At 54.7% G+C, this 23,526-nt stretch carries 24 protein-coding genes; 7 read left to right on the forward strand and 17 right to left on the reverse strand.

Annotated elements, in window-relative coordinates; translation table 11 throughout:
* Positions 1-94: 94 nt before the first annotated feature.
* From AC1RN6_RS10355 to lexA, 11 genes are all read right to left on the reverse strand, one after another.
* Positions 95-1,126 carry an extracellular solute-binding protein gene (locus AC1RN6_RS10355; RefSeq protein WP_493005118.1) on the reverse strand — a complete coding sequence of 344 codons (1,032 nt, stop codon included), beginning with the start codon at positions 1,124-1,126 and terminating at the stop codon, positions 95-97.
* A gap of 91 nt (positions 1,127-1,217) precedes the next feature.
* Positions 1,218-1,973, reverse strand: coding sequence for a flagellar brake protein (locus AC1RN6_RS10360; RefSeq protein WP_493005120.1), 756 nt, complete (start codon positions 1,971-1,973; stop codon positions 1,218-1,220).
* An 81-nt stretch (positions 1,974-2,054) separates the two neighbouring features.
* Positions 2,055-2,342 (reverse strand): EscU/YscU/HrcU family type III secretion system export apparatus switch protein, encoded by a 288-nt coding sequence (locus AC1RN6_RS10365; protein WP_493005122.1) that lies wholly within the window; start codon positions 2,340-2,342, stop codon positions 2,055-2,057.
* The gene (fliK, locus tag AC1RN6_RS10370) at positions 2,329-3,504 is read right to left on the reverse strand and encodes a flagellar hook-length control protein FliK (protein ID WP_493005123.1); all 1,176 of its coding nucleotides are present in this window, start codon (positions 3,502-3,504) and stop codon (positions 2,329-2,331) included. Before fliK ends, AC1RN6_RS10365 begins: the two co-directional genes overlap by 14 nt.
* A 2-nt stretch (positions 3,505-3,506) precedes the next feature.
* Positions 3,507-3,845 (reverse strand): flagellar protein FliT, encoded by a 339-nt coding sequence (locus AC1RN6_RS10375; RefSeq protein ID WP_493005125.1) that lies wholly within the window; start codon positions 3,843-3,845, stop codon positions 3,507-3,509.
* 48 nt (positions 3,846-3,893) lie between these two features.
* Positions 3,894-4,313 (reverse strand): flagellar export chaperone FliS, encoded by a 420-nt coding sequence (gene fliS / locus AC1RN6_RS10380; RefSeq protein WP_493005127.1) that lies wholly within the window; start codon positions 4,311-4,313, stop codon positions 3,894-3,896.
* Between the two features lie 27 nt (positions 4,314-4,340).
* Complete coding sequence (gene fliD, locus AC1RN6_RS10385) at positions 4,341-6,416, reverse strand: flagellar filament capping protein FliD (protein ID WP_493005129.1); 2,076 nt, start codon at positions 6,414-6,416, stop codon at positions 4,341-4,343.
* Positions 6,417-6,655: 239 nt separating this feature from the next.
* Positions 6,656-7,015, reverse strand: coding sequence for a flagellar protein FlaG (locus tag AC1RN6_RS10390; protein ID WP_493005131.1), 360 nt, complete (start codon positions 7,013-7,015; stop codon positions 6,656-6,658).
* Between the two features lie 82 nt (positions 7,016-7,097).
* The gene (locus AC1RN6_RS10395; protein ID WP_493005132.1) at positions 7,098-8,186 is read right to left on the reverse strand and encodes a flagellin N-terminal helical domain-containing protein; all 1,089 of its coding nucleotides are present in this window, start codon (positions 8,184-8,186) and stop codon (positions 7,098-7,100) included.
* Positions 8,187-8,518: 332 nt separating this feature from the next.
* Entirely contained in the window at positions 8,519-10,483 is a 1,965-nt protein-coding gene (locus tag AC1RN6_RS10400; RefSeq protein ID WP_493005134.1) for a tetratricopeptide repeat protein, read from the reverse strand.
* Between the two features lie 197 nt (positions 10,484-10,680).
* On the reverse strand, positions 10,681-11,334 hold the full coding sequence (lexA, locus tag AC1RN6_RS10405) for a transcriptional repressor LexA (protein WP_493005136.1): 654 nt from the start codon (positions 11,332-11,334) through the stop codon (positions 10,681-10,683).
* Positions 11,335-11,586: 252 nt separating this feature from the next.
* Here lexA and rpsF point away from each other — a divergent pair, with 252 nt between their 5' ends.
* From rpsF to AC1RN6_RS10440, 7 genes are all read left to right on the forward strand, one after another.
* Positions 11,587-11,955 carry a 30S ribosomal protein S6 gene (gene rpsF, locus AC1RN6_RS10410; RefSeq protein WP_007882559.1) on the forward strand — a complete coding sequence of 123 codons (369 nt, stop codon included), beginning with the start codon at positions 11,587-11,589 and terminating at the stop codon, positions 11,953-11,955.
* Positions 11,956-11,989: 34 nt separating this feature from the next.
* On the forward strand, positions 11,990-12,283 hold the full coding sequence (gene priB / locus AC1RN6_RS10415; RefSeq protein WP_408165750.1) for a primosomal replication protein N: 294 nt from the start codon (positions 11,990-11,992) through the stop codon (positions 12,281-12,283).
* 34 nt (positions 12,284-12,317) lie between these two features.
* On the forward strand, positions 12,318-12,602 hold the full coding sequence (gene rpsR, locus AC1RN6_RS10420) for a 30S ribosomal protein S18 (protein ID WP_007882558.1): 285 nt from the start codon (positions 12,318-12,320) through the stop codon (positions 12,600-12,602).
* A gap of 26 nt (positions 12,603-12,628) precedes the next feature.
* Positions 12,629-13,081, forward strand: coding sequence for a 50S ribosomal protein L9 (gene rplI / locus AC1RN6_RS10425; RefSeq protein ID WP_493005140.1), 453 nt, complete (start codon positions 12,629-12,631; stop codon positions 13,079-13,081).
* A gap of 190 nt (positions 13,082-13,271) precedes the next feature.
* On the forward strand, positions 13,272-14,669 hold the full coding sequence (locus AC1RN6_RS10430) for a replicative DNA helicase (RefSeq protein ID WP_493005142.1): 1,398 nt from the start codon (positions 13,272-13,274) through the stop codon (positions 14,667-14,669).
* A 114-nt stretch (positions 14,670-14,783) separates the two neighbouring features.
* Positions 14,784-15,410: a DUF47 domain-containing protein gene (locus tag AC1RN6_RS10435; RefSeq protein ID WP_016833914.1), complete on the forward strand. Its 627-nt coding sequence runs from the start codon at positions 14,784-14,786 to the stop codon at positions 15,408-15,410.
* A gap of 88 nt (positions 15,411-15,498) precedes the next feature.
* Positions 15,499-16,506 (forward strand): inorganic phosphate transporter, encoded by a 1,008-nt coding sequence (locus AC1RN6_RS10440; protein WP_493005144.1) that lies wholly within the window; start codon positions 15,499-15,501, stop codon positions 16,504-16,506.
* Between the two features lie 85 nt (positions 16,507-16,591).
* On the opposite strand, the gene AC1RN6_RS10445 is transcribed toward AC1RN6_RS10440, so the two are convergent.
* The 6 genes from AC1RN6_RS10445 to AC1RN6_RS10470 all read right to left on the reverse strand — a co-directional run bounded on the left by AC1RN6_RS10445 (position 16,592) and on the right by AC1RN6_RS10470 (position 23,409).
* On the reverse strand, positions 16,592-18,274 hold the full coding sequence (locus tag AC1RN6_RS10445) for a PhoH family protein (protein WP_493005146.1): 1,683 nt from the start codon (positions 18,272-18,274) through the stop codon (positions 16,592-16,594).
* Between the two features lie 437 nt (positions 18,275-18,711).
* Entirely contained in the window at positions 18,712-19,191 is a 480-nt protein-coding gene (locus AC1RN6_RS10450) for a peroxiredoxin (RefSeq protein ID WP_493005148.1), read from the reverse strand.
* Positions 19,192-19,242: 51 nt separating this feature from the next.
* Positions 19,243-20,187, reverse strand: coding sequence for a polysaccharide deacetylase family protein (locus tag AC1RN6_RS10455; RefSeq protein WP_493005150.1), 945 nt, complete (start codon positions 20,185-20,187; stop codon positions 19,243-19,245).
* Between the two features lie 281 nt (positions 20,188-20,468).
* Positions 20,469-21,524, reverse strand: a complete 1,056-nt coding sequence (locus AC1RN6_RS10460) for a bifunctional UDP-4-keto-pentose/UDP-xylose synthase (protein WP_050476058.1) — start codon at positions 21,522-21,524, stop codon at positions 20,469-20,471.
* Positions 21,525-21,538: 14 nt separating this feature from the next.
* Positions 21,539-22,456 carry a formyltransferase gene (locus AC1RN6_RS10465; protein WP_493005152.1) on the reverse strand — a complete coding sequence of 306 codons (918 nt, stop codon included), beginning with the start codon at positions 22,454-22,456 and terminating at the stop codon, positions 21,539-21,541.
* Positions 22,453-23,409, reverse strand: coding sequence for a glycosyltransferase (locus tag AC1RN6_RS10470; RefSeq protein WP_493005154.1), 957 nt, complete (start codon positions 23,407-23,409; stop codon positions 22,453-22,455). The genes AC1RN6_RS10465 and AC1RN6_RS10470 overlap by 4 nt, the downstream gene beginning before the upstream one ends.
* Between the last annotated feature and the right edge of the window lie 117 nt (positions 23,410-23,526).

Raw genomic sequence — 23,526 nt, forward strand, 5'->3', positions numbered from 1 at the left:
TGTAGAAAAAGCTGCCTTTGGCAGCTTTTTTGTTTTTCGGAGTGATGTTTCGATATTGAAGGTGTGGTACCCAGGTTTTTTTCGAAGATGAGTATCAGTCCAGAGGCCCGATTTCAGCGGTCCACCGTTGATTCCATGTGTTGCGGCTGCGGACGACATACTTCTGGTCAATCTCAATGGGTGTCGCCATGCGCTTGCCTACAGGCAGGAAATTGGGATTGCGTACGCTGACGTCTTTGTGTAGGGGCGCCAGGCCTGCATCGTTGGCAAAGAGGCCCTGTACTCTGACAGATAAGACCATCTCAACGAATTTTTGCGCTAATGCTTGCCGCGGCGATGCCTGAACGGGGCAGACAGCCACCAGGACCGTCGGAATGCCGTCACGAGGATAAGCGATGTCAATCGGAAGGCCCGACTCCGTCGCAAATTGCTGCGCGCGAACGCTGCCCCATGGGACCATCACGATTTGTCCCGAGCGAAACATGTCCATGAGTTTTGCCGGTGTATTGGCGAAGGCGGGCGTTAGCGGTGCTATTTTGTTTTTGATCGTCGAGAATGCGGCATCGATGCCAGCATCGTTGACGCCGCCATTGGCATGGGCCAACGCCAGCAGGGTTGTCATGCCATAGCCGTTTTTTGGCGACGCCATGGAAACTTTGCCCGAAAATTTGGGATCTGCAAGGTCCAGCCAGGAGGTTGGCGCCGGCCAGCCGTGTTCGGCAAACGCCTGCTTGTTGTACATGAGGCCGAGTGCGACGATACCGATGCCGGATGCTCTGGCTTCGGGAAAGTAAGCAGTTTTGTCGAAGTTTTGAGGCTGGTAGGACTGGATTCTGGCGCACAGTTTCTCTTCTACGGCCTGATCCATCAGGCTGTCATCCATAAAGGCGACATCGGTCACTTTGCCATTGGTCTTGTCGGAGCGCAGGCGCTGCAGCGTTTCTGCAGAGTTTTCCGGGTAATACGCGATCTTGACGCCGTGTTGCTGTTCGAACTCAGGAATGAGTTTGTTTTTGACGACTTCTGCAGCGAGTCCTCCAAGTCCGGAGACAACGAAGGGTTCACCAGCCGACGCTGACTGGGAAGCGCATGCTAAAAACAGGGGAATTGCGGCAAGCAGTTTCATAAAATCACCTTAGAAAAATAGATTTTTTTCGAGATGACTGCTAGCGGAGGAGGGAGGGCGAGGAGAGGTGGAAAGTCTCTCGCCCTGATCATTACATCATGCCGGATGCTTTGGCATTTTGCTCGCGTTCCAGCTTCGTAATGAAGCGTTGGATCGCTGCCAGGACAGCGCGCGGGATATCGACGAACTCACAACCGAAGCGGTTGACGGTCTTACCTGAAGTCAGTTTGACTTCCTTGCAGTCACGAATCTGCAGCTTGACGGTGACAACGGTGTTGTCGGTCATTTCCAGCGAACAGTCTTCGTAAATACGGCCCAATGTCGTGTCGAGCAGTTTCTTTTCGTCGGTAATGCCGACGCCGCCGGCACTGATGTTGTTGAGCAAGGTCACAACCGTGCTGAACGAGCCATCTTCACGGGTTACGCGGAAAGTGCAGCGCAAGGGCTTGGCGATAGGCGTCGCAATACGGAAATATTCGCGGCGTTGCAGGCGCACCAGGCTGTTAGGGATGGTGATCTTGAGCGCAGGGCGTTCCTGGTACAGGCATTTCTGCGCTTTGTCGACGTTGAACGTGATGCGGATATTGTTGTAAACAGCTTCAAAGCCGATGCGATTGCTTTGCAGGATGCTTTCATTGAGCATGGTGCTTGGCGCAGCGTCGATGACAACGCTGTCGTCGTCTTCATCGATGTCCAGAATCGACGTGATAATGGATTCCGAGCCGCCCTTAATGAGCAGACTCAGCAGCTGATTGCGCTCCATCATGCTGGTCAGCAGTGACACAATTTCCCGTCGGGAGTGTACTCGAAACGGGCTGTCGTCTTTGATCTCGTCGTTGTTTGCCATCTGTGCGTCTATGCGTCTCAAATCAAAGGATAGAAGGATAAAATTCTATCCCAAAGGGGGAGTTGCTAATCTAACCCCTAATCATACATCACTGTGATCCAATTGCATATTTTCAATGCGATACAACCAGGCCAAAAGTTCCGCAACGGCGCGATAGAGCGCTGGGGGGATTTGTTGATCGAGATCGACCTGCATCAGCAGCGAGACGAGTTCCTTCGATTCGTGAATATAGACGCCGCTTTCTTTGGCGCGGGAAATAATCGCTTCGGCGATGAGTCCGCTGCCCTTGGCGACGACACGAGGCGCCGCCTGATTGGTGTTGTAGGCAAGCGCGACCGCGTTTTGAAATGGAAGATTAGGTTTTTCCATCTCGCTTCACAATCAATGAATCTAAAGAAGAGCCCGCCGCCTCCATGGCGTCGGACAGCATGCTGCCGTTGGCGCGCAACGCAGCGGCGGTGACGTCGCTGTCGGTGCGTACTTGCATATGGATTTGTTGCCCGATCAGGCGTATCGAGGCGGAAACGCTGCCCAAATGGGCAAAATTGAAGCGTACGACGCTATGCCAGCTGGGTGTGGGGCCACTGTCCTGCTCATTTTGCTGCGGCGTGTCGGATGAGTCCTGGCCGATTTCCCACTCCATATGCTGACCGGGCCAGACTTCGCCATGCCAGGAGAGGCGCTGTTGTTCCAGTGCATTGAGCTGGAGATTGATGATCTGGCCGAGTTGCGTGTGGGCAGGATCAGTGCTGTTGAGCAGGTCTGAAGTGCTGCTGCTCTGCACTTGTTGGGCGAGTTGCGCCTGAGGTTCTTTTTGCAGTTCGGAAAGCGGTCTGCGGCCTTCAGCCCAAGCCGCCACGTGCGATTCGTAGAAAGTGCCGCTCAAAGCGATGGAGTCGTGCAGGGCGCCAGCCAGCTGCGAGGTGTTGGTCGGATTGCTGACCAGTGGAGTACTGGGCTTGATGGCGGTAGGCAGGTCGCTTTCTTCCGAAGCGTGTAGCAAGGCGTCCACCAGTTTGCCGGCTGAACTGAGCGAAGTTTTTGTGCTTTCCGGGGCTGCAGCGGGAGTTTGAGCAGCTTGTTTGGCTTCTTCGTCGCCGAGTTGACCGTTACGACCGACTACGGTGGGAAGGCCCGGTTGCGCCGCTTTGAGCGACTGCAGGTCCTTCTCCATCGCTTTACCTGCGATGCTGAGCGAAACGGCAGCGTCCTCGTGTTCTTCTGGGCTGGTTTCCGTCAGCAGGAAGGTCGGTCGGGGGTCTTTGCTGACCATCGTCAGCAGCAAGGAGTCTCCGGTTTTGGTCGCAGTCGGCAGAACCATGCGAGCGGCCGTATTGGCAATTCTGACCAGATATGAGCCGTCGTTATAGGCGGAGAGCACCTTGCCTTGCAATTGTTGTCCGATGGCAATCTGCGCCAGCCTGCTGAAGGCTTCCTCTCTTGCATCTGCGACCGAAACGATGGATGTCGCCGCCGCGACGGATGCGACAGGCTGGACCGTATTGGTGGCGAGGTCGGCCCGGGGGATCATCGCTAGCCTCGTTGATTAGTGCTACCGTAGGCCTTAACCAGTTTGCGTTCTACGCTGGTGCTTTGGATGAGGGAGGCGAGCTTTTTCAAGCCGGGATCCGTCAAGTTGCGGATGTCGCGGTCATCTTCGAGTATTTTTTTGAGGATTTCGATCTTGCGCTCGCGCCGGTCGTCGGTCAGTGTCACCGACGCTTCATTTTTCTTGAGGACATCGACGACATGAGCGCAATCCGCTTCGAGTCTCGATAGCAAATCCCATTCTTCCCGGCGGGCTGCAGCAAGCATCTGATCGGTCAGATCCGCAACTGCTTCATAGAGGGAGATGACTTCTGCGCCGTCCATTGTTGTACTTTCGCGAATGTTTGTTGCGAATTGTCGTGAGGCGGCAGCTTAAGCTGCAACCTGGGCTTCATTGGTGCCATTGGGGCCGATGGTCTCCCATGCGTCCCGCAAGCCATCCAGCAAGCCGTGGACTTCTTCCAGGATTTCCTGGGAATTCTCGACATTGGCGGCAAACAGACGTCTGCCCATGTATTCGTAGAGAGCGTCCAGATTGAGGGCGATTTCGCCACCAACGTTCTTATTCAGGCTGGCGCGCAGGCCGCTTTCGATAATCAGGATCGCCTGAGTAATCGACTCGCCTTTTTTCTTGATATCGCCGGCATTCATGTATTTCTGACCCATGGCGATTGCCACCAGTGCGCCATCGAACAGCATGGTAATCAGTTTATGCGGACTCGCTGCGACGACACCGGTTTCCACGCCAATATTTGCGTACGCATTTGCGCCACGTTGCATGGTTCCGAACATTATCTTCTCCCGCGTTCAATATAACGATTAGCTACCGGCTTTTGGCAAGTTGGCCAATTGTTGAGTCAGATAGCTTTGTGTCGACGCCATGCTGGCCAGTGTGACGTTCAGTGCATTGAACTGGGTCGTGTACTGATCCTGCATGTTGCTCAAACGTGTATTGATAGCAGTCTGGCGATCGGTATTGATCTTCAGGCTGGCTTGCAAACCTTTGGTCTTGGTATCAATGATACCGCCATCTGCGAGAAAACCATTTACCAATGTTTGTAAATTGGTGAGGATGCCGTTGGTACCGGTGGTATTTGGCGTGCCATCAGCATTGGTGCCCGAGGTCGATGTGAACAGATTGGCAATACCGGCAAAGTTGTTGGTCGTTGCCGTAGTCAGTTTTGCCGCATCCAGCGCCAGCGTACCGTCTTTCTGAAATCCGATGCCGATATCCGTCAATGAACTGATGCCATTGCCGCCGGCGACATTTCCCAGCAGGGCGCTGCGCAATTGCGTCAGGATGCTCTGAACGGACGATTCGCTCGCCAAAGGCGACGAGGTACCGGCTTGGCCTGGAGTGGTCGACGGCGTTTGTTGCGTCAACCCGGTGATTGCTTTTTCCAGTGCGTTGTAAGCGCTGACAAACGTATTCGCTGTTGAAGCAACTCCGCTCGTGTCATTGCTGATGTTCAGCGTGAAGTTGTCGGCGGCAGTCGTGACTTTGGTGAGATTGATGGTCACACCCGAAATGGCATCCGTTACCTTGTTGGTCGGGCTGGTCACGCTCGTGCCATCAATGCTCAGCTTGGCGTCTTGCGCGGCTTGCAGCTGACCCATCGTGCTGCCGGTCAGGATGGAGAAGTCGCCTGTGCCAGTCAGTGAAACAGGGCTGGTGGCCCCGGCGCCGGATGGTGTCAGTACCAGGTGATCGTTAGTGCCATCATTGGAGATGCTCGCTGTTACGCCGGCATTGGCGGTATTGATGGCGTCGCGCACATTTTGCAGGGTCTGGCCCGCGCCGCTCAGCGCAATGGTGGTCGCGGTGCCGCCGACGTTCAATGTCAGGCCGCCTGCTGTGGCGTCAAATGTCTGGCCGGTGGTAACGTTCGGCGAAGTGTATTTTCCGCTTGGATCAAAAGACAGTGAGGAATAATCGCCGGTGCCGGTAACGCGGATCGAGTTGGCTGCGCCACTGTCTTTGGCCGTGATTGTCAAGTGGGCATTGGTGCCGTCGTTGATGATCGTTGCGGTCACGCCTGCGCCGCTGGCGTTGATGGCGTCGCGCACACCGGCCAGCGTATTTGTCGTTGGCTTGATGATCGCTGTCGATCCATTGCCGGTCTTGATCGCCAGAATACCCGAGCTGAACGTTGCCGTAGACGCAAAACCAGCAGAGGTGATTTTTTGTGCTTGCGCCAACTGGGAGACGGAGACGGTATAGCTACCCGAAGCGGCAACGGTCGCGTCGCGCGGAGCCTGGATCTGCGTTACCGTGCTGGGAGTCGAACTGGATGGATCGTAGGCCAGCGAGGACAGGCTGTTATTGGCCTGGACCTTGATGGTGTTTGCCGTGCCAGCCGTATTTGACTCCAGAACCAGATGGTCGCCGGTGCCGTCGGTGGTGATGGAGGCAGTAACGCCGGCTTTCCCCGCGTTGATCGCATCGCGCACGCCGGCAAGCGTTGCATTGGCTTGCAGCGTGATAAAGGTCGGTGGGTTATTGCCGATTTTGATCGCGACGGAATCGCCTGCGTTGAAAATTTGCGAGCTGGAAAAACCTGCCGATTGAATTTTTTGCGCCAACACCTTTGTCGAGTCGTCGGTATTGACGTCGGCAGTAAAGGGATCGGTAGTGAGAGGAGTCCCTGTTCCGCTATTGGAAACAGACGACTTTTGCGCGCTGAAACTTGCAGCCGTGAGACCGTTCAGTGCGCTTTGATAGGACGAAATCGCACTCTTGAGGCTGCCATAGGCAGAAATCAGGCTGTTGTAGCTGCTGGCCTGCTGGGTCAAAGGATCGAGAACGGTACTTTCCGCACTCATCAACTTCGAAACAAGCGTAGCGACGTCTAGGGGGCCGGCGGAAGTGGTGATTGTTCCGGTGGAAGTGGCCATGAGATCTCCTGATTTCTAAATGCAATTGCGATGTGCTGATGACAGAAGCCCAGGCGGCGAACGCTCAATCGGGTGTACTTCGGTATGACTTTTGACTTATCCGAGAATGGCTTCCGGTACTACTCAACACATACGAGTTGATATAAATCCGCTATGAATTGCCGATGCGAAATATAGCATGCGTAAAAATTCCATTTACGCATGAATATTCCTGGTGCCCCCAGCAGTTCGTACCAGACTCAAGCTTTATGGTTGATCAACAAGCCCTGCAATTTGTCGATCGATTTGGCGATTTCAATCGCTTCTTGACTTGGAATTTGGCGCAGTACGGTATTGTCGGCCGTATCAATGACCTTGATAACTGTCTTGCCGCTATCCTGATCCTTCGAGAAGGTGATTGCCGACGCGTTCTTGCTTGCGAAGTCATTCAACTTATCTACAGCATTCGCCACATCGCTCTCGCTGGAACGTTGCGACTGCGCTGTTGCCGCAGGTGCAACAGTCGATACCACCGGATCTGGTCTTGTAGTTGAAGTCTGTGCCGGCGTATAAGAACCAGAATCGCCAGCGGCAGTGATATTAAGTGGGGAAATCGACATGGTGTTACTCCCTTAAAGGAATGTGCGGAGAATACGTACGCATACATATTCCCCGCACTTTCATCCTACATAGCTCTTAAGACTATTTCAACAGCGACAGGACGCTTTGCGGTGCAGAGTTCGCCTGAGACAACATCGCCGTACCGGCTTGTTGCAGAATTTGCGCACGTGTGAGGTTTGCAGTTTCTGCCGCGTAGTCGGTATCCATGATACGGCTGCGCGATGCGGTGATGTTTTCGCTCGAAATCTGCAAGTTGCTGATAACGGCGGTGAAGCGGTTCTGAACAGCACCGAATTCTGCGCGCTTGGACGAGATCAGGTTGATCGCGTTGTCCAGGTTCTTGATCGCTTTTTGAGCATCGCTTTGTGCCGATGGATCAGCAATTGCCTTGTCCAGAGCCAGTTTAGCGGTGTCGATAGCGGATTGCAGAGTCACAGCCGAAGCTGCCAGTGCAGTTGCTGTCAGTGTCGAACCAGTTGCGAACAGGTTGTCCAGAGCAGCCTTAGCCGAAGTGTAAGTCACTTGAGCAGAGTCAACCGAAGTTGTCACGCCCAGACCGATCAGACCCTTGGCGCTGGTGCCGATAACGCTGGCGATGGTCTTGTCATTCGACAAGTCCGACAGGGAGATGCTGATTTGATCATTCAGCTTGTTGTCAGTAACATTGGCGCCGACTTGGAAAGTCAGTGTCAACGAAGCCGAAACGTTAGCCGAATCGGAACCAGTACCAGCGCTGGCGCCGGAACCGATACCTGTGAACAGGTTTTGGCCGTTGAAGCTTGTACCGTTCAGAACGCGGAATGTTTCGTCCGACAGTTGCTTGTATTCGTCGTTCAGCGTTTTACGATCTTGTGCGCTGTTCGAACCGTTAGCTGCTTGAACTGCCAGCTCACGCATACGTTGCAGGTTGTCGGTAACTGTGCTCAGTGCGCCTTCAGCGGTTTGAGCCAGAGAGATACCGTCGTTGGCGTTACGTTGCGCAACTGCCAGGCCCTTGACCTGTGCGTTCATGCGGTCGGCAATTGCCAAGCCTGCTGCGTCATCCTTTGCGCTGTTGACGCGCAAGCCGGAAGACAAACGTTGAATCGAAGTATTCAACGACGATTGCGAGGTGTTCAGATTGCGTTGCGTGTTAAGCGACGCAATATTGGTATTGATGACTGATGCCATATTAGTTCTCCTAAGATTTGAGGCCGATAAATCCGAGTTTCAGTGCTTAACTTTGGTTTTTACCTAAAGCCTCAGGCGTTCAAACCGCTGTTGTTAGCTATATCGGACGGTATCGGAAAAAGTTTAATGTTTATCGCAAAAAATTTTTTTCCAATGCTGTCCGACCTAAAACTGCGTGCTTCTATACGTCAAGCAAATCTTATTTCGACGGCATTTCAGAAAACTTTAGTGAGTTTATTTGTAAAAGTTCCTGAAATGATGCGGGGGAGGATTGCATTGCCTCAATGGATAAAGTTGACGCAATGCAATTGGGATGGGTGGTAAGTCTTTGATTAGGCGAGATTTCGTTTCTTTTTGTCGCGCAATACAGCCAGTTCTGATGATACTTTTGCAATGACGGACGGCCAGTCGCCGCGTTCTTGTTGTCTGAAGAGGCGCATGCTCGGATACCAAGGAGAATCTTCCCGGTCATTCAGCCAGCGCCAGTCTGGAGTTTGAGGGAGCAGCGTCCACGTTGGGCGGCCAAGTGCGCCGGCAAGATGGACGACGGAAGTATCGACGCTAATAATCAGATCCAGATTCGCCATGGCTGCGGCCGTATCGGCAAAGTCGTTGAAATCATTGCCAATATTGAACACCGGTAACTCCGGCGGAAGTTTGGCCAAGTCCGGTGTCGCATGACCTTTCTGGATCGAAAAGAATTTGACGCCGGGGACGTTCAATATAGGTGCAAACGTCTCCAGCGGGATCGAACGCTTGCGATCGTTGCCGTGTTCCGGATTGCCGGCCCAGACAAATCCGACGCGCAAGTCGGTTTTATTTCCCGATAGGGTATCTATTTTGTCGGCCCATTTGGCAACATCAGCTGGATCCGCTGACAAATATGACGGGTACGACGGAATATCCTCCACATGGTCGGTTCCCAGCGCGAGCGGCAGGCTCATCAACACATAGGCGCAATCGCACTTCGGCAGCGGATCGTTCTCCCTGACCAGGGTGATCTGATCCGATACGCTGCGAAACAGCCGGGCTAGGGGATCCTTGACGTGCAGGGCCACGCGCGCTCCTTGAGCGAGTAGCATATGTACATAGCGTACGAACTGGATGCTGTCGCCGAAGCCTTGCTCGTGCATCAGCAAGATGTATTTTCCCTTTAGGGAGGACTTGCCGTCCCATTTGGGGATGACGCCGAACAATTTGTGGATCAGTTTATAGACATAGCGGCGCTCTTTGACTTCCAGCCGGCTTTCGTGATTGGCCCAGCCATCTTTGAGATCCCCGGCCAAAAGTTGTCCAAGTGCAAGATTGTGTTGCGCGGTCAGATAGTTGGGTTTGAGGGCCAGCGCATCTTTAAAATATTGCAAAGACGTGGTGGTCTCGCCATAGTCGTACATGGTGGCGCCGATATTGTTCAGCGTTACCGGATGCTTCGGGTCGATTTTCAGCGCGCGATGGAAGAGCGTCATCGCATCTTCGTAGCGATCCTGATTTGAAAACAGGCTCGACGCCAGTTTTGTATAGCTGTTGGGGTCCTTGGGAGCCAGCTCGATGACGCGCTCGTAGTGTTCATGCGCTTTATCGTAGTCCTTCAGCTTTATATAAGTGTCGGCAATCTTGTACTGCGCGTAGATATCTGTAGGGTCCAGCAATAACGACGTTTTGTGGCATTCCAGCGCGTCGTTAAGCATATTCATTTCCTGAAATGCTATGCCGAGATTAGTGTGGGCGGGGGCGAAGTTGATTTGGAGCTCCATCGACTTCAGCAGAACGCCAACGGCTTCCTGATATCGCTTTGCGTCGATCAGTGCTTTCCCCAAGTGGGAGAGCGGGCCCGGCGCGTCCGGAGCGCGCTTTGCTGCATCCTCAAAATACGCGATGGAGGCGTCGGCGTCGTTCTTTTCATGCAATGCGTTTGCCAGACCGACGCGTGCTTCCTTGTTCTCGGGGTCGAGCTGAATGGCTTGTTCGTAGATAGCAATTGCGTCGTCGATGCGGTCTTGACTCAGTACTGCACCTCCCAGGTTCGTCAGGTATTCGGCGTTTTGCGGGTCTGCTTTGATTGCCTTGCGCAGCGCTTTTTCTGCTTCTGCATGGTTGTTTTCGCGCATGGCGATCAGTCCCCATGCATGATTGGCGAAAACCAGGTCAGGAGCGCGCTTGAGGACTTGGGCGCAGAGTTCTTTTGCCTCAGCAACCTTGTGGTCGTCCAGAAAGCTAAGGCATTCACGAACGGCAAGCAGATCTTTGAGGTTGGGCGATGTATTTTTGACGGGCTTGTTGCTGCTACGCGTTGACATTGGAAATCCTTGGCAGGTGATGATGTCCCTGGGATCTTCTTCACTCCGGGCGTCGCGGGTGAACTGATCGCCATGGTGACGGCGCAATTAATCAGTGCATATCATATGATGCAATTTCTCATTTGATTGTGCAAACAGACGTAAAAAAGCCCGCAATTAGCGGGCCTTCCTGGATTGGGGGGAGGGGGCGACTTGCGTCAGTTCCAGCTGCGCAGCAAGCCTACAGCTAATCCTTCCAGTGCAAAATTATCTTCTTCTGCAGATACTTTAATAATGTTGAAGTCCGGGTTTTCCGGCAGCAATTCTATCAATGAGCCGGTTTTGCGATAGCGTTTGACGGTGACATCGTCCCCCAGGCGCGCCACAACGATTTGGCCGTTGCGAGCCTGATCGGTCTTTTTGACTGCGAGCAAGTCGCCGTCAAGAATGCCGGCGTCGCGCATCGACATGCCGCGCACCTTCAGCAAATAATCCGGCTTTGCCGAAAAGAGGGCAGGATCGACGTTGTAATTACTCTCTATATGTTCCTGCGCCAGAATCGGCGAGCCGGCAGCTACGCGTCCGACCAGTGGCAGCGAAAGTTGCATGAGGGCGGGATGCGGCAGCGCCATCTGGCGACCACCGCCGATTGAGGAGGCGCTGTCCCGCAGGCGGATGCCGCGTGATGTTCCGGGGGAAATCTCAATGGCGCCTTTTCGCGCCAATGCCTGCAAATGTTCCTCGGCCGCATTGGCTGAGCGAAAGCCGAGCTCGGTGGCAATCTCTGCACGCGTCGGAGGGAAGCCGGTGTTTTCAATGGCGTCTTTGATCAGATTGAGGATCTGTTCCTGGCGGGCGGTCAGTTTGAGCATGGTGGCTTTCGGGGAAGTTATGCTGGGTGCATAAACAGTCTGTATTTTTATACAGTTATAAAGCAGTGTCAATCTGCAATATTGAAATCATGTCATCTGTGCGGCCGAGTGGTACGGCGGCAATCCAACAGCAAATGCCTGAATGTATTGAGGTTTTTGGCCGAATGTTGTATGATTGCGGGCTTTCCTCTTCCCACACTCGTCTTGACGCCGAGGTGGGCGATTTGTTAATCAGTCCATAAAGGAGTCTACATGCGTCATTATGAAATCGTATTTATCGTCCATCCGGACCAAAGCGAGCAAGTTCCAGCGATGATCGAGCGTTACAAGGGCATCGTTACTGCGCGCGGCGGCAAGATTCACCGTGTCGAAGATTGGGGCCGTCGTCAATTGGCGTACCAAATCCAAAAACTGGCAAAAGCGCACTACGTTTGCCTGAATATCGAAGTTGACGGCGAAACTCTGGCCGAAATCGAAACCGGCTTCAAGTTCAACGATGCTGTGTTGCGTCACCTGACAGTCAAGATGAAGAAGGCCGAAACCGGTCCTTCGCCAATCCTGAAGGCTGTCCAAAAGGAAGATGCAGCAAAGAGCAATCGCGCAGAAGCACCTGCAGCCTAATTGCTGACGCTGCGATAGAAAAGTACCAGGGAGAGTGAACCAGTTTCAGTTTGTTGCCATCATCGCCGAGCGTGACGTCATACGTTACACCCCGGCGGGCATACCGGTAGTGACTGCAAAATTGCAGCACCAGTCGGAACAGGCTGAGGCAGGCATCAAGAGGTTGGTCGAGTTTGAAATCACTGCATTTGCTGCAGGCGAAATTTCAGGCCGGCTTAATCGGGCCGGTCTCGGCGAGATGCTCAAATTCACCGGCTTCATGGCACGCAGAAATCGCAACAGCAAAAGCCTCGTGTTTCACATCGTTGATTTTGAATCTGTAGTTTAGAACCACTCAATTTTTAGATATCAGGAGCCGCAAAATGGCATTCGGTAAAAAGTTCGATAAAAGCAAGTTGAAGCAAAAACGCCAACAGCAAAACCCGCTGTTCAAACGTAAAAAATTCTGCCGCTTCACCGCAGCAGGTGTTGAGCAAGTCGACTACAAAGACGTCGACACTCTGAAGGATTTCGTGCAAGAAAACGGCAAGATCATGCCAGCACGTCTGACCGGCACCAAAGCACACTATCAGCGTCAAGTTGACACCGCGATCAAGCGCGCACGTTACCTCGCGTTGCTGCCATACACTGATCTGCACAACGCGTAATTGACGACGAGATATAGGAGAAAAATATGCAAGTTATTCTGTTGGAAAAAGTCGTTAATCTCGGTGGCCTGGGCGAAGTTGTCCGCGTCAAAGACGGTTATGCACGTAACTTCCTGATCCCACAACGCATGGCTCGCCGTGCTACAGCCGCAGCGATCGCTGAATTTGAAGCGAAGCGCGCTGAGCTGGAAAAAGCAGCCGCTGAAAAGCTGGCAGCAGCACAAGCACAAGGCGAAAAGCTGAGCGGCCTGACTGTTCAAATTTCGCAAAAGTCCGGCGTTGATGGCCGTCTGTTCGGTTCCGTAACCAACTTTGACATCGCTGAAGCGCTGGCAAAGCAAGGTTTCCCGGTCGAAAAGTCGCAAGTTCGCCTGCCGCAAGGTCCTTTCAAGGTCGTCGGCGAGCACGCTGTTTCGGTTGCTCTGCACACCGACGTCGTGGTTGACGTGACTGTTGCTGTCGTGGGCGAACACGCGTAAGTTTTACGCCGAAGTCGTTCCATGTACTGAATAAAGAAGCCGGGTTCGCCTGGCTTTTTTATTGTGCCGGATTTGTCCTCTTTCCCAGAGGATAAACCGGTGCAAAGCTCTGCTGTATTTCGTTTGTCAAAACCGGCTAAATTCGCCGCCGCTCCTGAAGCGACCACTCTTAGCAGGTATAATGCGCGCCATGAACGCATCTTCCGATCCGCAAATAGAATCCCTGCGTGTCCCGCCGCACTCCATTGAAGCCGAACAATCCGTCCTGGGTGGTTTGATGCTGGATAACGCTGCTTGGGACCGTATCGCTGACTTTGTCAGCGCGGACGATTTTTATCGTTACGATCACCGCATCATCTTCCAACACATCGTCAAGCTGATCAACGAAAGCAAGCCGGCGGACGTGATTACCGTCTACGAAGCCATGTCGACCAGTGGCAAGGCGGAAGAAGTGGGGGGATTGAGCTATCTCAACGCACTGGCGCAAAACACTCCGTCTGCAGCTAATATCCGCCGTTACGCTGAAATCGTGCGCGACCGCGGTGTGCTCCGCAAGCTGATTACAGTCTCCGACGAAATCTCCGGCGACGCCTTCAATCCGCAAGGCAAGAACGTCAAGCAGATGCTTGACGAAGCGGAATCCAAGATTTTCGCCATCGCCGAAGAGGGCTCGCGCGGCGCGCAGGGCTTCCTGGCTATCCAGCCGTTGTTGACGCAGGTGGTTGAGCGTATTGACGAACTGTACAACCGCGATAGCACCAGTGACATCACCGGTGTGCCGACCGGCTTTATCGACCTCGACAAGATGACTTCCGGCCTGCAGCCGGGCGACCTGATTATCGTCGCTGGCCGTCCTTCCATGGGTAAAACTGCGTTTTCCATCAACATTGGTGAAAACGTTGCCATCGACAGCGGACTGCCGGTTGCTGTGTTTTCCATGGAAATGGGCGGCGCCCAGCTCGCGATGCGTATGCTGGGCTCCGTCGGCCGTCTCGATCAGCACCGCTTGCGTACCGGCCGTCTGATTGACGAAGATTGGCCGCGCCTGACGCACGCCATTCAGAAGATGAATGACGCCCAGTTCTACATCGATGAAACCCCGGCGTTAAGCCCGATCGAATTGCGCGCACGCTCACGCCGCCTGGCGCGTCAATGCGGCAAGCTCGGCCTTATCATTATCGACTACTTGCAACTGATGTCCGGTAACGGCGGCGGCAATAGCGGTGAAAACCGCGCCTCGGAAATTTCCGAAATTTCGCGAAGCCTGAAGGGCTTGGCCAAAGAACTGAATTGCCCGGTGATCGCCTTGTCCCAGCTGAATCGCGCGCTGGAACAACGTCCGAACAAACGTCCCGTAATGTCCGACTTGCGTGAATCCGGCGCTATTGAGCAGGATGCCGACGTTATTTTGTTCATTTATCGCGACGAAGTTTACAATCCGGATTCTCCGGATAAAGGCACCGCCGAAATCATTATCGGTAAGCAGCGTAACGGCCCGATCGGCAGTATCCGTCTCGCTTTCCTTGGACAATTTACCAAATACGACAACTACGTCGGCAGTCTGGCTTCGCCTTACGGCGGCGACTGACGGCTGACGTCAGGGGTTCATCGTCCGGTTGTGTCCGGACGGACAATGCAGGCCGTCTACAAGGCGGTCCTTATTGTGTAAGTGCAGCACCAATTAATCATAAGAGAGTGGAACATGTTTGGACGCCTGATGCCCACCGAGGGCAAATTTTTTGATCTCTTCAACCAGCATGCCGAACTGGGCGTGAAATGTGCCAAGGAAATGGTCGCACTGATGACCAATTTCGACGATCTGGAAATTCGCGTGCACGCGATCGAGACCCTGGAAAAGCAGGCCGATAAAGTCACTCACAACACGATTGAGCTGTTGCACAAGACCTTCATCACGCCGCTGGACCGTGACGACATCCATCAGCTGATCACGCGCATGGATGACATCCTTGATTTGCTGGAAGATGGCGCCCAGACAATTTCGCTGTACGACATCAAGGCGATCACGCCGGAAGCCAAGCGTCTGGCAGAGCTGTGCCTGGCCTGTGCCGAGAAGGTCAAGGCGGCCGTCGGCCTGCTGCACAATATGGACAACTCGCGTCAGATCCTGGCCATCTGCGAAGAAATCGACCGTTTTGAATCCGACGCCGATCACGTGATGCGCGCTGCGATGTCCAAGCTGTTCCGCGATGAGCCGGACGTCCGCAACCTGATCAAGCTCAAGGCGATTTACGAAATCCTGGAAACCGTTACCGATCGTTGTGAAGATGTCGCGAACATTATCGAAGGCATCATCGTTGAAAATGCCTGATTTTCACCATTGATCGCCGTTGATTGCACCGGTTTGCTTGCCGGTGCAGCGCAGTGTTGCCGATGCCCCTCAAGATAACGGTTCATTCATGCATACAGTTCAAATTAGTTTTCACATCCTTGCTCTTCTGATCGTCCTGGCGCTGCTGTTCGATTTCATGAATGGTTTCCACGACGCGGCAAATGCGATCGCGACGGTGGTTTCTACCGGCGTATTGCGCCCGCAGACGGCAGTGGCGATGGCTGCTTTCTTCAATCTTGCAGCAGTGTTTGTCTTTCATCAGTTGCATGTCGCTGCGTCGGTGGGCAAGGGGACGATTGATCCGGCTGTGGTTGATCACGTTGTCGTATTCGGTGCGCTGGTCGGCGCAATTTTCTGGAATCTGGTGACCTGGTATTACGGCATCCCCTCGTCGTCGTCGCACGCGCTGATCGGGGGCCTGGTAGGCGCTGCAGTAGCCAAGGCCGGCACGGGTTCGCTGGTGTCTTCCGGGCTGATCAAGATCATCGTGTTCATCGTGCTGTCGCCATTGCTGGGCTTTATTCTCGGTTCCATCATGATGCTGCTGGTGTCGTGGATTTTTGTGCGCTCGACGCCGCGCAAGATCGATGGCTGGTTCCGTCGTGCGCAGTTGCTGTCCGCGTCCATGTACAGCCTCGGCCATGGTGGCAATGATGCGCAAAAAACCATCGGCATTATCTGGATGCTGCTGATCGCTGCCGGCTATTCCGGTACCGACAATCCGCCGATGTGGGTCATCATCAGCTGCTATTGCGCGATCAGCCTGGGCACCCTGTTTGGCGGCTGGCGCATCGTCAAGACCATGGGACAAAAGATCACCAAGCTGAAACCGGTGGGCGGTTTTTGCGCGGAAACCGGCGGCGCCATTACGCTGTTCATCGCAACCGCGATGGGCGTGCCGGTCTCGACGACACACACCATTACCGGCGCCATTGTCGGTGTGGGCGCATCGCACAAGATGTCGGCAGTGCGTTGGGGCGTGGCCGGCAATATCGTCTGGGCATGGATCTTCACGATTCCGGCGTCGGCATTTGTCGCTGCGATCGCCTGGTGGATCGGCATGCATATTCTCTGATCCGGTTTCTTCGGACAACAAAAAAGCCACCGCAAGGTGGCTTTTTTGTTTGCTGCGGATATTTCTACGTATCTTGCAGGACGGATTACAAGACGTCGCTGGCGTGATCTGCCAGACGTGAGCGCTCACCGCGCGCCAATGTGACATGGCCGCTATGCGACCAGCCCTTGAAGCGATCGACTACGTAAGTCAGGCCGCTCGAACCTTCGGTCAGATATGGCGTATCGATTTGCGCGATGTTACCCAGACAGACGATCTTGGTGCCCGGACCTGCGCGGGTGACCAGCGTCTTCATTTGCTTCGGCGTCAGGTTTTGCGCTTCGTCGATGATCAGGAACTTGTTGACGAAGGTACGGCCGCGCATGAAGTTCAATGACTTGATCTTGATGCGTGAACGGATCAGGTCTTGCGTTGCCGCGCGGCCCCATTCCCCGGCGTCGCCGTCGGACTTGTTCAACACTTCCAGATTGTCGTCGAAGGCGCCCATCCAGGGACCCATCTTTTCTTCTTCCGTACCAGGCAAGAAGCCGATATCTTCGCCCACCGGCACAGTGACGCGGGTGACGATGATTTCGTTATAGTTCTTGGTTTCCAGCACTTGTGCCAGGCCAGCTGCCAACGCCAGCAAGGTCTTGCCGGTACCGGCCTGACCCAACAGGGTGACGAAGTCGCATTCCGGATTCATCAGCAGGTTCAGCGCGAAGTTCTGTTCGCGATTGCGTGCCGTGATGCCCCAGACGCTGTTCTTGGTGTGGCCATAGTCGCGCAGCGTTTGCAACACAGCTGTCTTGCCGTTGATCTGCGTGACCTGGCCGTAGAAGGCCGGTTCGCCATTCTTCGGCTCGATGAAGACGAACTGGTTCATCAACATCGACGGTACGTGCGGGCCGGTAACGCGATAGTACGTGTAGCTGGTGCCGTGCTTGTTTTCCTGCCACGACTCCATGCCCTTGCCGTGCTTGGTCCAGAAGTCGTCCGGCAACTGCTGGATGCCCGAATACAGCAGATCGGTGTCTTCCAGTACGTGGTCGTTGAAATAGTCTTCCGCCGGCAAGCCGATGGCGCGCGCTTTGATGCGCATGTTGATGTCTTTCGACACCAGCACAATCGGGCGCTCCGGATATTGCTGGTCCAGTGCGCGTACCACGCCGAGAATCTGGTTGTCGGCTTTGCCTTCCGGCAGGCCGTCAGGCAGTTTTGCATTTTGCAGCTTGGTCTGGAAGAACAGGCGGCCTTTGGCATCCTTGTTACCCAGCTTGGACAGCGGGATGCCGAGGTCGATGGCATCTTCAGCGATGTCGCTGACCAGCGCATCGAGCGAACGCGAAATCTGACGCGCATTACGGGCCACTTCCGACATGCCCTTCTTGTGGTTATCAAGCTCTTCCAATGTGATCATCGGCAGATAGATGTCGTGTTCTTCAAAGCGGAACAGCGAGGTCGGATCATGCATCAGCACGTTGGTGTCGAGCACGAACAGCTTCGACACGCCGAGCTTGTCGGCGGTACGGCTGGTAGTCGACTTGGCGCGCGATTCAACGGCCTTGGGCGCGGCGCGCGGCTTTTCGACGGGGCTCTTGCCTGTGATCCTGGCTTGCGGCGCCTGCGGCTTCGGTGCAGCTTTGGCGACGGCAGGGATGGCGACAGGTGCGACAGGTTCTACTAATGCGATATGGGGTTTGACAGGTTTATTACCGCGTTCGGCCTTGGGATAGTCTTTGGGTGCTAATAAAGCAGCTGGTTTACTCGGCAGTTTGGGCAGGGGCATCAGAACCTCGGTAGTGAATGGAGAAAAAATGCCGCTTTGTCAGAGCGAACAGGTACTGCAGGAGGTACAACAAACGAAGGACGGCTGCCGCTAATAAAACCCTTCTTGGTACAGGCATGCATCGCCGACGGATGCAGGAAAAGAGGAAGGAGGGCTTGATTAGTGGAAGAACTAAGGGCGTTAAACAAGACACCGTCAGTGAAGTGATGCGGCGCTGCCATCGGCGTCGGGCTGGCAACGCTAAATTGCAAAGTAAAAAAGCCGTTTTGGCAGGTTCGCGACCTGATCCAAAAACGGCTTCTCAAAAACGGTTTTCTATTTGAATTCAAAGGCTTATCTAAAATAACCGCATCTTTCGGCTAGCCGCGGCAAAACGACTCTTCAGATCAATCTTGCCGCCGCTCCGGGAAACGTCGTCCGTCGTGGGGAAACGTTTCTTAAGCAATTGTCTTCACAAAATCCAGCACCTCGTCGACATGCGATGGCACCTTCACTCCACGCCATTCTTTCACCAATGTGCCTGCGCCGTCAATCACAAACGTGCTGCGCTCGACGCCGCGTACTTTCTTGCCGTACATGTTCTTCATTTTCATGACGTCGAACATGATGCACATCGTTTCGTCAGGATCGGAGATTAACTCAAAAGGCATGTCCAGCTTGGCTTTGAAGCCTTCATGCGATTTCAGGCTGTCGCGGCTGATACCGAAGATTTCGGTATTGTTCTTCTGGAATTCCGGGTGCTTGTCGCGGAATTCGAGCCCCTCTGTCGTGCAGCCTGGCGTGTTGTCTTTTGGATAAAAGTACAGCACCAGATTCTTGCCTTTGTAGTCCGACAGCGAGAAGGTTTTGCCGCTCGTCATGGCTGCGGAAAATTCAGGCACGGTCTTGTTCAGTATGGATGGTGTGTCGTCAGTCAAAGTAGCGCCCCGAGGTAAGTGTTCGTATTGTGTTGTCGAGATTGAAGGCAATCATGCCGCCTGCAGAATCATGTCTCCGGATCGTCCCGGCAATTCGCCCCAGGCGATGGGAAGAATCGGCAAGACATCGTCTTTGACGGTCTGGTAGTAGTCGCCCATGGAGACCAGATCGTAACCCTGCGCGCGCCAGCCAAGCAGCAATTGCTCGAAGATGGGGGCAAGTTTCTGGCCTTCAAGTTCTGCGTGCAGCGTAAAGACGTGGTCACGTGTTTGCCGTTCGGTCAGTCGCAATAGCATAGCCGCGACATTTGACGTATCCATGACAACACCATTAATGGTGCGTCCAAGCAGTTCATCCAGCGTCGGCAAAGTGGTCGGCAACTGCACGCAGGAAGAGGTCTTACCGTGTAGGGACAAGCGATGCGGACCGGCAGAGACGTCCTCCAGCGAGCCGTCTTCCTTCAGCACTGCGCGTCCGTCGGAAGAATAGGCGATGCCGAATTCATCCAGCTGCGCGAAGGCGTAGTCATTCATCTGCCAGCCGGCGGCGCCGTGCGTAACAGGTGTGTGGCCGAAGATGTCATGGAAGCGCGCGTATGAGCGCTGCATGACTTCCTGCGTCCACGCCGCATCGCGGATGCGTACGTTGTCTTGCCAGACGCGGTGGTCCCAGGTGTGGATGCCGCATTCGAAGCCGGCATCACGCACCGCGCGCATGTAGTTGCCGCAGGTCTTGCCGATATCCGGTGCCGGCAGCAGGGTGCCGTACATCAGCGTCTTGATGCCGTAATGCTCCACCACTGAAGTGCGCGATACCTTGCTGAAGAAGCCGGGACGGAAAACTTGTTTCAACGCCCAGCCGGTATGGTCGGGGCCGAGCGAAAACAGGAAAGTCGCGTTGGCGCCATGGCGCAGCAGCTGCTGAACCAGATTGGGAACGCCTTCGCGGGTGCCGCGATAGGTGTCGGCATCAATTTTGAGAGTGATCTGAGGCAAGGCGTCTTGCTTTCTTGATGGGAAAATGATTGGAGCCTGCCGAGAAGGGGAGCGGGGCAGATCCGATTGCCGGATGACTAAATTGTGGCACGAAAGGCGCTGCGAATAAACCCATTTTGAGGATTCATTCGTGTTTGCTCAGGATGCGGTGATATCGGCGAGGGCGGGCAGCGTGGAAATCAGGGATAGTATTGCGCGCGGATAAGGACGTAAAGGACGTGGAAATGAAAAAAGGATTCGCCCGAATGAGCGAATCCTTTTTTATTCAACCGGCTAAGAGCTTAGTCGACCAGTGCGCGAGCTTCTGCGACTTGACCGCGGTAAGCGTCGAAAATGTTGCGCAGGGTGTCAGCCATGGTGAAAGTCGGCTTCCAGTTCAGTTCTTCGCAAGTGTTGGTGATCTTCGGCACGCGATTCTGCACGTCCTGATAGCCCTTGCCGTAGTATGCGGTCGAAGTGGTTTCCACCAGTTTGACCTGCTTGGCGGAGTCGGCGTATTCAGGATATTCAGCGGCCAGCTTCAGCATCATGTCGGCCAGATCCTTGATCGAATAGTTGTTGGTCGGGTTGCCGATGTTATAGATCTTGCCGGTGGCGACGCCGCCTTCGTTGGCGATGATTTTCATCAGTGCATCGATACCGTCGTCGATGTAAGTGAAGGCGCGTTTTTGCTGGCCGCCATCCACCAGGGAGATGTTCTCGCCACGGACGATGTGGCCGAAGAATTGCGTCACCACGCGCGAGCTGCCTTCTTTCGGCGTGTGGATCGAATCCAGGCCGGCGCCGATCCAGTTGAACGGACGGAACAGGGTGAAGTTCAGGTTGTCTTCCATGCCGTAGCCCCAGATCACGCGATCCATGAGCTGTTTGGAGCAGGAGTAGATCCAGCGCGGCTTGTTGATCGGGCCGCAGATCAGTTCGGATTCTTCCGAATCGAATTCGTCGTCATGGCACATGCCATAGACTTCCGAAGTCGACGGAAACACCAGATGCTTGCCGTACTTGGCGGCGGCACGCACGATCGGCAGGTTGGCTTCGAAGTCCAGTTCGAACACGCGCAGCGGCTTGTTGACGTAGGTCGACGGCGTCGCGATCGCGACCAGCGGCAGGATCACGTCGCATTTCTTGACGTGGTACTCGACCCATTCCTTGTTGATCGTGATGTCGCCTTCGAAGAAGTGCATGCGCGACTTATAAGCCTCGTTTTCCAGAATGTCGGTGATACGGTCGGTCATCATGTCCATGCCGTAGACGTGCCAGTCTGTGGTTTCCAGAATGCGCTTGGACAAGTGGTGGCCGATAAAGCCGTTGACGCCGAGGATGAGGACTTTTTTCATAATAAGGAGATGGCTTAAACAGCCATGTATTTCAGATAATTGTTAAGAGAGGCATCCTGATCGTTGATCTGGATGCCCAGGATTTGCAGATAGTTGCCGTCGCCGCAGCGCGCGTACAGACGGCCGCCTTCAAAGAACTTATCTTGTGCACCGTGCGACCTTTCCAGTGTCGGACGGGCAGAGGCCGGGACCATTCGCGTTCTCACCAGCGTGATTTTATCACCTGAGATTTCTTCGAAGGCGCCGGGATAGGGCGGAGCGACTGTTCGGACCAGATTATGCACGTGTTGTGCGGGCTTTTTCCAGTCGATACGGCCGTCTTCGGGCTTGCGGCCGCCGAAGTAGCTGCCCTTGGTCAGGTCGTTGGGCAGCTTGGGTGTCCGTCCTGCCAGCATCAGCGGCAAGACGCGCCACAGAGTTTGCTCAGAGGCAACGACCACCTTGCCGAAGACTTCGAAAGCGGTGTCGTCCGGCAAGATGGGCACGGATGTCTGCGCGACGATGGCGCCGGCATCCGGCTTGGCCGCCATTTCATGCAGGGTGGCGCCGGTTTCGGTCTCGCCGTGCAGCACTGCCCAGTTGATCGGCACGCGGCCGCGGTATTTGGGCAGCAGGGAGCCGTGCATGTTGTAGGCGCCGTGCTTGGCCAGCGCCAGCAGGTTCACCGGCAGCATGTGGCGGTAATAGAAGCTGAAGATGAAGTCCGGTTGCGCGGCCTGGACTTGCGTCAGCAGCTGCGGCGATTTCGGATCTTCCGGTGTGATGTAGGGAATGCCGTATTCACGGCAGACACCTGCAACCGAATTGAACCAGATGTTTTCAGTCGGGCTGTCTTCATGTGTGACCACCAGCGACACGCGTACGCCGCGCGCCAGCAATACCTTCAGGCAGCGGACACCGACGTCATGATAGGCAAAGACGACGGCGTTCATGAGCTTTGCTTGTCTTCGCTGGAGGATTGCTCAAGGATCGCCTGCACCACATAGCGTGGCCGCGCGCGCACTTGCAGATAGATGCGGCCGATGTATTCGCCCAGCAGACCGATGCCGAACAGGATCACGCCGATCAGGAAGAAGGTAATGGCGAACAGCGTAAACACACCTTGCACTTCCGCACCGAGAATGAAACGGCGGATCACCATCAGGATGAACAGCGCAGCGGACGCAAACGACAGGCCGATACCCAGCAGCGAAAAGAATTGCAGCGGCACCAGCGAGAAACCTGTGACCAGATCGAAGTTGAGGCGGATCAGGCTGTACAGCGAGTACTTGGACTCGCCGGCCGAGCGCTCTTCATGTTCGACAATGATTTCGGTTGGCTTGCGTGCAAACGTGTACGCCAGCGCCGGCACGAAGGTATTGACTTCGCTGCACTGATTGACGAGGTCGATCACGTTGCGGCCGTAGGCGCGCAGCATGTTGCCCTGGTCGGTCATCTTGATGCGGGTGATCTTTTCGCGCAGATGATTCATTGCCTTGGAGGCCCAGGTGCGCCATGCCGAATCCTGGCGTTGGCGGCGGATGGAGCCGACGTAATCGTAACCTTCGCGCATCTTGGCGACCAGGTTGCCGATTTCTTCCGGCGGGTTTTGCAGGTCGGCGTCGAGCGTGACGACGATGTCGCCGCGGGTGGCCTCAAAACCGGCCAGGATAGCCATGTGCTGGCCGTAGTTGCCATTGAAGAGCACAACGCGAGTCACGTCCGGACGAGCACGATACTGATCGGCCAGAAGGGCGGCCGACTTGTCGCGGCTGCCGTCATTGACGTAGATGATTTCATACGCGATACCGAGCGCGTCCAGCGCTGGATAGAGGCGGGCGAACAGCTTGGCAAGGCCGGACTCCTCGTTATATACGGGGATGACGACGGAAAGTTCTGGTTTCATCAAAGCCTGATAATGAAAAATTGCTGTACTGAAAGCGATAATGTAATACATGCAAGCCGCATACCACCGGCTGGTTGGCGGCTTGCTGCAATGAGCTGCTCGAAATATTGCTTTTCG

Source organism: Herbaspirillum sp. GW822-FHT03A08, assembly GCF_058801885.1.

Excerpts from the sequence above, each read along its gene's own strand:
- AC1RN6_RS10355 (WP_493005118.1), bottom strand. The coding sequence starts at position 1,126 with ATGAAACTGCTTGCCGCAATTCCCCTGTTTTTAGCATGCGCTTCCCAG.
- AC1RN6_RS10360 (WP_493005120.1), bottom strand. The coding sequence starts at position 1,973 with ATGGCAAACAACGACGAGATCAAAGACGACAGCCCGTTTCGAGTACAC.
- AC1RN6_RS10365 (WP_493005122.1), bottom strand. The coding sequence starts at position 2,342 with ATGGAAAAACCTAATCTTCCATTTCAAAACGCGGTCGCGCTTGCCTAC.
- fliK (WP_493005123.1), bottom strand. The coding sequence starts at position 3,504 with ATGATCCCCCGGGCCGACCTCGCCACCAATACGGTCCAGCCTGTCGCA.
- AC1RN6_RS10375 (WP_493005125.1), bottom strand. The coding sequence starts at position 3,845 with ATGGACGGCGCAGAAGTCATCTCCCTCTATGAAGCAGTTGCGGATCTG.
- fliS (WP_493005127.1), bottom strand. The coding sequence starts at position 4,313 with ATGTTCGGAACCATGCAACGTGGCGCAAATGCGTACGCAAATATTGGC.
- fliD (WP_493005129.1), bottom strand. The coding sequence starts at position 6,416 with ATGGCCACTTCCACCGGAACAATCACCACTTCCGCCGGCCCCCTAGAC.
- AC1RN6_RS10390 (WP_493005131.1), bottom strand. The coding sequence starts at position 7,015 with ATGTCGATTTCCCCACTTAATATCACTGCCGCTGGCGATTCTGGTTCT.
- AC1RN6_RS10395 (WP_493005132.1), bottom strand. The coding sequence starts at position 8,186 with ATGGCATCAGTCATCAATACCAATATTGCGTCGCTTAACACGCAACGC.
- AC1RN6_RS10400 (WP_493005134.1), bottom strand. The coding sequence starts at position 10,483 with ATGTCAACGCGTAGCAGCAACAAGCCCGTCAAAAATACATCGCCCAAC.
- lexA (WP_493005136.1), bottom strand. The coding sequence starts at position 11,334 with ATGCTCAAACTGACCGCCCGCCAGGAACAGATCCTCAATCTGATCAAA.
- rpsF (WP_007882559.1), top strand. The coding sequence starts at position 11,587 with ATGCGTCATTATGAAATCGTATTTATCGTCCATCCGGACCAAAGCGAG.
- rpsR (WP_007882558.1), top strand. The coding sequence starts at position 12,318 with ATGGCATTCGGTAAAAAGTTCGATAAAAGCAAGTTGAAGCAAAAACGC.
- rplI (WP_493005140.1), top strand. The coding sequence starts at position 12,629 with ATGCAAGTTATTCTGTTGGAAAAAGTCGTTAATCTCGGTGGCCTGGGC.
- AC1RN6_RS10430 (WP_493005142.1), top strand. The coding sequence starts at position 13,272 with ATGAACGCATCTTCCGATCCGCAAATAGAATCCCTGCGTGTCCCGCCG.
- AC1RN6_RS10435 (WP_016833914.1), top strand. The coding sequence starts at position 14,784 with ATGTTTGGACGCCTGATGCCCACCGAGGGCAAATTTTTTGATCTCTTC.
- AC1RN6_RS10440 (WP_493005144.1), top strand. The coding sequence starts at position 15,499 with ATGCATACAGTTCAAATTAGTTTTCACATCCTTGCTCTTCTGATCGTC.
- AC1RN6_RS10445 (WP_493005146.1), bottom strand. The coding sequence starts at position 18,274 with ATGCCCCTGCCCAAACTGCCGAGTAAACCAGCTGCTTTATTAGCACCC.
- AC1RN6_RS10460 (WP_050476058.1), bottom strand. The coding sequence starts at position 21,524 with ATGAAAAAAGTCCTCATCCTCGGCGTCAACGGCTTTATCGGCCACCAC.
- AC1RN6_RS10465 (WP_493005152.1), bottom strand. The coding sequence starts at position 22,456 with ATGAACGCCGTCGTCTTTGCCTATCATGACGTCGGTGTCCGCTGCCTG.
- AC1RN6_RS10470 (WP_493005154.1), bottom strand. The coding sequence starts at position 23,409 with ATGAAACCAGAACTTTCCGTCGTCATCCCCGTATATAACGAGGAGTCC.